The following is a 7,583-nucleotide window of genomic DNA, read 5'->3' as shown; positions in this document are numbered from 1 at the left end:
CCGGACGCGAGTGATAACGCCTCGGCAAGGCAGGCATAGGAGGCGAGTTTGTCGCCAGCGCGCATCATCCCGACCGCGAGCAGCCAGGGTTTGTGCGGATCAAGTCCGAAGCGGCCCGCCAGCATTCTGCGGTGCTCATCGCGCTCCGCAGCGGCGGCGCGATACGGCGCCGGATCGAGGAAGGGTGGCAGAAGGGACACCTTCTCCTCTCCGGCGAAGCCGGCGAGGCAGACGCGATCCAGTTCGGTGATGGCCAGCAGTGCATCAGCGGCCCGGATCGCCGCTTCAGCCTGCACGTAGCCCTTTGCCCAGGGACCGTTCCGGCGCTTCGGTGCAATCGATGCCTCGGCAATCACGTAAGGCACCGCCAGGCGGACCTTCAGCGCCGGCCCGAGATAGTCGGCGGCCTTGTGATACACATGGTAGGTAAAGAGTAGGTCCGGCCGCGTTGCCGGGTCCGCCTGCCAGGAGGCAACCAGTCGGTCGGTTTCTGCCGCGGCCTCGGCGGCGATGCGGTCCTCAAGCCTGGAGTCCGCATCACGATTGTAGCAGCGCAGGGTGGAAATCAGCGCGACCTGGTGCCCCATGCCTTCAAGCGCGGTCATGAGCAGCCGGGCCATGCGCCGGTCGCCGGAAGGAGCGGGATGGTCCGGTGGTTTGAGCGGTGCGTAAAATCCGATCTTCATCGGTCAGGCCGCCAGGCCGAAGCGGCGTGCCAGCTCGTCGATGCCAGCCGACATGCCGAACCGGCTCCGCACCCGCGCAGCACCGGCAATTCCCAGGCGATCCCGCAGTGCCGGATCGACGATCAGCCGCCCTATGGCGACACTCAGAAGTTCGGCATCTTCGGCCGGCACCAGCAGGCCGGTCTCGCCATCGATGATCAGTTCCGGAATGGCGGAAATGGCGCTCGCTGCGCAGGCCAGTCCCTGACTTTGCGCTTCCATCAGAACATTTGGCAGTCCGTCCATGTCACCGTCGCGATCCCGTTTGCAGGCCAGCACGAAGGCGTCCGCCGAACGGTAGGACGCGATCACCGCGTCCTGCGACTGGGGGCCCAGCCATTCGACGCGGTCGGCGATTCCGAGCTGGCTGGCCTGTTCCTTCAGCTGTTTGAGCAGAGGCCCGCCACCGATATGGGTCAGGCGCCAGTGCAGGTCGCCGGGCAGGAGCGCCAGGGCCTGCAGCAGAAGGTCGAAGCCTTTTTTCTCCACGGCGCGGCCGACGGTGAGCAGCCGGACGGGATCAGCGGAGTCGCGCCCGTCCCGCAGAGGTCGTCGCATGGGCGGCTCGGGGAAGCGGCTGAAGTCCAGGCCGTGATAGACGAGTGCCACCTTGGCCGGGTCCCCAAGCGCCGAGAGATGGGTGACATTGTGCGCCGTGCAGGTCGCCGCCCAAAGACAGTCGGCCAGCTTCTCACGCTTCTCCCATTCCGGCGTGATCCAGATATCCCGCGCATGAGCCGACGCGCTCCAAGGAAGGCCCAATAGCCTGGCGGCATACCGGGTGACGGAGCCCGGGGTGTGAATGAAATGCGCATGCAGCCGGCGGTATTGCGGCGGCAACTCCGCTGCCAGCACCAGCGCCTGGCCAAAGCGCCGAATCCGGTTCGGTGTCGGATCGCGCCTGAGGTCGCGCCACCAGAGATCTTTTGCGGCGGCGTAGCCCGGCAGCCGGCGGGCACGCCACCAGCCGCGCAGGACCCGCAGCGGTTCCCGATAGAGGTATTCGGGCAGATAGAGGACCGAGGCCCGGATCCGCTCATGGATCGGGTGCCGTTTGCGGTCCGTAGGGTGGCGCAGGGAAACGATCAGGATATCCAGGCCGCGCTCTTCGAGGGCGAGGATTTCCTGTGCAATGAAGGTTTCCGAAAGGCGTGGATAGCCCTTGAGGACAAAAGCGACTGGAACTGGCACGCTGGACATCGGACTGGAAAGGGTGCGGGTCAGCCCCGCAGTTCGACGACATTATCGGCCGACGAGGCTGCCGGCCGGAGCCAGGGCTGGACGAGGCGGTCCACGTTATCGAGACCCTCCAGCAAACCGGGAATGACAACATCGGATGGCAGCGGCTGGCGGGGCAGGTTGCGCAGGGCGCTGGCCATCACCGCGGGATCGTAGCTGCCGTCATCCTCCAGCATTCTCACGAGGCCCAGCTCATCCGCACGGTGGGCGCGGATATACTGCTCCATGCGGGGACGTTTGCGCGGGACGATGATGGCCCGTTTGTCCAGCGACAGGATCTCGCAGAAGGTGTTGTAGCCGCCCATTGCGACCACACCGACGGCGTTCTGGACCAGATGTTCCATATGGGCATCGAAGGTAATCGCTTCGACGCGCGGCAGCCGCGCAACGCGACCCAGGAACTCGACGCGGCGCTCGCGCTGCATGAACGGCCCCAGGACCAGCAGGGCGGGATAGGGCAGCAGTTCCTGGCTCTCGTAGGCGCGCAGCACCCATTCGATCAGGCCTTCGCCGTCACCGCCGCCGCCGGGCGTGACAAGCAGAAAGGGACGCTGGGTGATCTCGGGCAGTTGCTGTTCCAGCGCCGCTTCGGCAGGGAAGCGGGGCAGGTAGCCTGTGTACACGACCTTGCGCCGTACCCGGTCGGGGAGCGCAATGCCTTCGAGCGGGTCGCAGAATTGTGGCAGACCATAGACCCAGATCTGGTCGAACAGGGTCCGGAGCGCCGGCATGACGTTCTTGCGCTCCCATTCGGGGGCCAGTGCGCTCGGCTCGTCCATGACGTCGCGGAGGCCGAGCACCAGTCGGGTGCCGCGGGCCTTCAGCATCTTCATGGTTTCCAGCACCTCGCCGCGCAGGCCGAGCGGTTCCTTGTCGACGATGAAGATATCCGGATCGAAAATACGTGCCGTATGCTGAATGATCTCGGCGCGAATCTTCAGCGTCTCCTCGATGCCCATGGGAAGGTTCAGCGACGTGTACTGACCGTCACGCAGCTTGATCACGCCAGGGATGCGGACGAAATCAACCCGGCTGCGGAAGTCAAAACTGCCGATGATGGGGGAGCCGGATATGATCAGGACCGACATATCCCTGTGGCGCTCGACAAGAGCATGCGCCAGGGTCCGGCATCGGCGCAGATGGCCCAAGCCGAAGGTGTCGTGGCTGTAAATCAGCACACGGGTTCCGTCGCTGCGCGATACCATTTGGGTACCCCCCTTGGGTCCGTCGGGCGGACTATGGCATAGCCCCCGGTGCAAGGCCAAGGCCCTGACGGGTTGGTGATTCCCGCCACGTTCTGGTCTTCCGGGGGACGTTGGCGGCCGGGCCGGGCTGGTTTAAGGTCCTGCCGGAATTGGGGAAGCTGTCGGAACCTGGCTGTGGAGAAGAGTCTTTACCGGTTCATCCTGAAGCACAGCCTGAAGCAGCAGGTCATCATCGTCCTGCTCTCTCTGGCGTCCTTCATCCCCTATTACTATTACCTCAGCATGCCCAAGGCGATCGTTAACCAGGGCATCGAGGGTAAGGATATCAGCTTCCCCGTCGACCTCTTCAGCCTCGGCTGGGTGAGCCTCGACCACACCGAATACCTGCTGGTCCTCTGCTTTGCCTTTCTGGCCCTCGTCGTGGTCCAGCAGGGCTTCAAATACGCCATCAATGTTTTTCAGGGGATCGCCGGCGAGCGCATGCTGCGCCGGCTGCGCTATCTGCTGTACGCGCAGATCCTGCGCTTTCCGCTGCCAACCTTCCGGCGTACCAGCCAGGGCGAGATCATCCCGATGGTGGTTGCCGAGGTCGAGCCGGTGGGCGGCTTCATCGGGGAAAGTTTCGCCCTGCCGATCTTCCAGGGCGGCATGCTGCTGGTGATCTTCACATTCCTGCTGATCCAGAATCCGCTCATGGCGCTCGCCGCGGTTTCACTCTACCCGATCCAGTTCTATTTCGTGCCGAAGATGCAGGCCAAGGTGCGGGCACTGGGGCGCGAGCGCATCAAGAACCAGCGCCGCATTTCCGACCGCATCGGCGAATCGATCAGCGGCATCACCGAGGTGCATGCGCACGATGCATCGAACCGGATGCTGGCGGAATTTTCCCGTCGTCTGGGCTTCAGCTACTGGATTCGCGTGGAGATCTTCCAGCGCAAATTCATGATCAAGTTCCTGAACAACTTCATCCAGCAGCTGGGCCCGTTCTTCTTCTATACGATCGGCGGCTATCTGGTGATCCGCGGCAGCATGGATGTCGGTACCATCGTTGCCGCGGTGAATGCGCACAAGGAAATGGCGGCGCCGTGGAAAGAGCTGCTGAACCATTACCAGACCCGCGAGGATGTGAAGCAGAAATACGATCAGGTCATCAGCCAGTTCGAACCGGAAGGCATGCGGGCGCCGAACGACCAGCATGAAGAGCCCGAGAATCCCCCTTCACTGGCCGGTCCCATTGCCGTATCGGGGCTCGCATTGTCCGACGATCAGGGACATCCCGTTCTGGAAGGGGTGAATGTCACGATTCCGTGGCCGGCGCGGGTGGCCGTGGTCGGTGGCGAAGGGCGGGACGAGTTCCTGCAGCTGATGGCCCGGACCCTGGCTCCGACCCGCGGCAAGATCACCATCAACAGCCACAATCTCGCCAATCTGCCTGAAACCGTGACGGGGCGGCGTCTGGGTTACGTCAGCTCCAGCGCCTACATCTTCAATACGACTCTGGGCGACAATCTGCTGTTCGGATTGCGCCACCGGCCACTTGTCCCGCGGAAGCTGAAGCCCGAGGAGTTGCGGCGATACGAGCGGGAGCGGCGCGAGGCGCTGGCGTCAGGGAACACCGATTTCGACCCCGATGCGGACTGGACCGACTATGCGGCTGCCGGCGTGAAGAATCAGGACGAGCTGCGGGCGGTCGCCATCGATGCGCTGCGGGCTGCGGCGTTCGATGAAGACGTCTATCAGATCGGCATGCGGGGTACCATCGACCCCGAGCGCCATCCCGAAGTAGCGGCCAGGGTTCTGGAGGCGCGGCGCGCTTTCCGCAGCCGCCTCAGTGACGGCGCGCTTGCCGATCTCGTGGAGAGCTGGGATCCCGCGCGGTACAACAGCAACGCCACCGTGGCCGAGAACCTCATGTTCGGCACGGCGCGGAACGGCATTTATCACGAGGACAACCTCGCGAGAGATTCGCATGTGCTGAGCGTGCTGGACCAGGTTGGCTTGCGGCGGCGGTTCCTTGAGATCGGCCATGAGGTCGCGACCACGATGGTCGAGCTGTTCGCCGACCTGCCGCCAGACCATGAATTCTTCCAGCAGTTCAGCTTCATCTCGTCCGAGGATCTGCCCGAATACAAGGATATTCTTGTACGTGCCCGCCCTGACACGCTGGAGCAGCTTTCCGAGCCTGATCGCTATCGACTGATGTCCCTGCCGTTCAAGCTGGTCCTGGCCCGCCACCGTCTCGGGCATTTCAATGAAGAGGAGCGGCAGGCAATTCTCAGGGCGCGCGAGATTTTCGCCAGGACCTTGCCGCCGTCGCGCCGGGACGCAATCGCTTTCTTCGATCCGGAGACGTTTACCGTCTCGTCCAGCATTGTCGACAATATCCTGTTCGGGCGCGTGGCCTACGGGCAGGCGCAGGCGCAGGAGAAGATCGGCAGGGTCATCGGAGATGTCGTCGAGCAGCTGGGGCTGCGCGAGCCGATCATCGAGGTCGGCATGCAGTTCGAGGTGGGAATTGCCGGCGCCCGCCTGAACGCCGCACAGCGGCAGAAACTGGCCATTGCACGTGCTCTGGTGAAGAATCCGGACTGGTTGCTGCTGTCCGAGGCGACCGCATCGCTCGATCCGCGCAGTCACGACATGGTGGTCAAGGCCATTGTCGGTGCGCGAGGCGAGTCCGGTCTGATATGGTCCCTGCAGCGCGCCTCGGATTGTCAGGGTTTCGACATGGTTTTGGTGATGGAACACGGGAGGATCGTGCAGTTCGGGCCTTTCGCCGATCTGCAGAATCAGCCAGGGCGTTTCAGGGAAATGCTGGCGCCAACAGGATGAGCTGGAAGGAGAGCCTGAGATGAGCCTGAATGAAGAGGTTGAACTGCTCCGGCGCGTACCGCTGTTCGCCAAGATCGACCCATCGAAACTCAAGCTTCTCGCGTTTACCAGCCAGCGCCTGACCTACAAGCCCGGGGATGTGCTCTTCCGGCAGGGCGACCCCGGCGACGCCGCTTTCGTGATCATCGGCGGCGAAGCGGAAGTCATGGTGGATACACCATCCGGGCCGCTCACGGTGGCGCATCTGAAGCAGAATGATTTCGTCGGCGAGATCGCGATCCTCTGCGATGTGCCGCGCACGGCCACGGTGACGGCCAGCAGCGAGGTGACGACGCTGCGGATCGAGAAGGATCTGTTCTTCCGCCTGATCAACGACTTTCCCCAGATTGCGGTGGAGATCATGCGGGTACTGGCGCAGCGCCTGGAGCGCACGACGGCAGATCTTCGTGCCCTGTCAGCCCGCACGAAGGGCAGCGCATGAGCCGCCTCGACAGCTTCATCCGACGTCTCGAGGCACAACGTATTTTACTGAACTGGGCCGCGGCCGAAATTCGCGATCGCGCCGGCATCGTGCTGGAAGTCGGCCTCGGGAACGGCCGCACCTACGATCATCTTCGCGAGAAACTGTCCGGACGGGCGATCTACGCATTCGATCGCGCGGTCAACGCCAATCCGCGCTCGATACCGCCGGAGGAATATCTGGTTCTTGGTGACTTCGGCGACACGTTGCCGGCTTTTGCCGAAGCGCACCCGCGGGAGGCGGTCCTGATCCATTGCGATGCGGGGCTGGCCGATCCGGAGGCCAATGCGCGGCAGGTTGCGATGATCAGCCGCCTTGTGCCGCCTCTGGCCGTCGCGGGTGCGCTGGTGCTGAGCGATCAGGCACTGAGTCATCCCGCCCTGCAGCAGCAGACGTTGCCGGCCTCGGTTCCCGCCAACCGTTATTTTGTCTATCTCCGGACGTAGCGGCAGGGCTGGCCGACACCGCCACGCTTGGCTAGCATCATGCGCAGGGATTGAGGAGGATGCGCAGGATGGGTCGGCCGGGGCCATTGAATTTGCTGACCGATGTGGAAGGTCTGACCGTCGGCCATGCTGTCGACGCCAGGGTACGCACGGGTGTCACCGTGATCCTGCCCGACCGGCGCGCGGCCTGTTCGGTCGATGTGCGTGGCGGGGGATCGGGTACGCGCGAAACCGACCTGCTGCGGCCCGAGGCTGCGGCCCAAGCGGTCGACGCCGTCTGCCTGGCGGGCGGATCGGCTTTCGGACTGGATGCCGCTGCCGGGATGATGCCGTGGCTGGCGAAGCGCCGCAGGGGCTTCGAGATCCATGGTTTCACGGTGCCGATCATCCCGGCGGCGATCCTGTTTGACCTGAATAACGGCGGTGACAAGGAGTGGGGCGATGATCCGCCGTACCGCCGCCTCGGGCGCGAGGCCTGTGAGGCGGCCAGGGGCGGACGCTTTGCGCTGGGCAATGCCGGTGCAGGTCTGGGGGCGACGGCCGGCCGGGTGAAAGGCGGGCTCGGCAGTGCCTCCTGGGTCGAGGCAGACGGTCTCGTCGTCGCGGCCCTCATGGT

At 64.1% G+C, this 7,583-nt stretch carries 6 protein-coding genes and 1 pseudogene; 4 read left to right on the top strand and 3 right to left on the bottom strand.

Translation table 11 applies throughout. From position 1 onward, the window contains the following. The 3 genes and pseudogenes from VKZ87_RS15435 to VKZ87_RS15425 form a co-directional block, all read right to left on the bottom strand. A pseudogene (locus VKZ87_RS15435) lies at positions 1-620 on the bottom strand (glycosyltransferase family 1 protein); the annotation flags it as partial. Positions 621-689: 69 nt separating this feature from the next. Continuing rightward, positions 690-1,925: a glycosyltransferase gene (locus tag VKZ87_RS15430; protein WP_324222157.1), complete on the bottom strand. Its 1,236-nt coding sequence runs from the start codon at positions 1,923-1,925 to the stop codon at positions 690-692. Between the two features lie 20 nt (positions 1,926-1,945). Continuing rightward, entirely contained in the window at positions 1,946-3,169 is a 1,224-nt protein-coding gene (locus VKZ87_RS15425) for a glycosyltransferase family protein (RefSeq protein WP_324222156.1), read from the bottom strand. 174 nt (positions 3,170-3,343) lie between these two features. Between VKZ87_RS15425 and VKZ87_RS15420 the strand changes: the two genes are divergently transcribed. The 4 genes from VKZ87_RS15420 to VKZ87_RS15405 all read left to right on the top strand — a co-directional run. Beyond that, a complete protein-coding gene (locus VKZ87_RS15420) occupies positions 3,344-6,001 on the top strand; it encodes an ABC transporter transmembrane domain-containing protein (RefSeq protein ID WP_324222155.1) in 2,658 nt (885 codons plus the stop codon). A 19-nt stretch (positions 6,002-6,020) separates the two neighbouring features. Then, positions 6,021-6,482: a Crp/Fnr family transcriptional regulator gene (locus VKZ87_RS15415; protein WP_324222154.1), complete on the top strand. Its 462-nt coding sequence runs from the start codon at positions 6,021-6,023 to the stop codon at positions 6,480-6,482. After that, a complete protein-coding gene (locus VKZ87_RS15410; protein ID WP_324222153.1) occupies positions 6,479-6,967 on the top strand; it encodes a class I SAM-dependent methyltransferase in 489 nt (162 codons plus the stop codon). Before VKZ87_RS15415 ends, VKZ87_RS15410 begins: the two co-directional genes overlap by 4 nt. Before the next feature lie 86 nt (positions 6,968-7,053). Next, positions 7,054-7,583: P1 family peptidase (locus VKZ87_RS15405; RefSeq protein ID WP_324222152.1), on the top strand; the 530-nt coding region annotated here is incomplete at its 3' end.

This window comes from Ferrovibrio sp. (genome assembly GCF_035304305.1).
GTDB lineage: Bacteria > Pseudomonadota > Alphaproteobacteria > Ferrovibrionales > Ferrovibrionaceae > Ferrovibrio.
Note: the sequence above shows the minus strand (reverse complement) of the source record. Positions and strands in the feature narration are given on the sequence as shown.

Bases quoted from the DNA above. Each gene is read 5' to 3' on its own strand.
- VKZ87_RS15430 (WP_324222157.1), bottom strand. From the start codon at position 1,925: ATGTCCAGCGTGCCAGTTCCAGTCGCTTTTGTCCTCAAGGGCTATCCA.
- VKZ87_RS15425 (WP_324222156.1), bottom strand. From the start codon at position 3,169: ATGGTATCGCGCAGCGACGGAACCCGTGTGCTGATTTACAGCCACGAC.
- VKZ87_RS15415 (WP_324222154.1), top strand. From the start codon at position 6,021: ATGAGCCTGAATGAAGAGGTTGAACTGCTCCGGCGCGTACCGCTGTTC.
- VKZ87_RS15410 (WP_324222153.1), top strand. From the start codon at position 6,479: ATGAGCCGCCTCGACAGCTTCATCCGACGTCTCGAGGCACAACGTATT.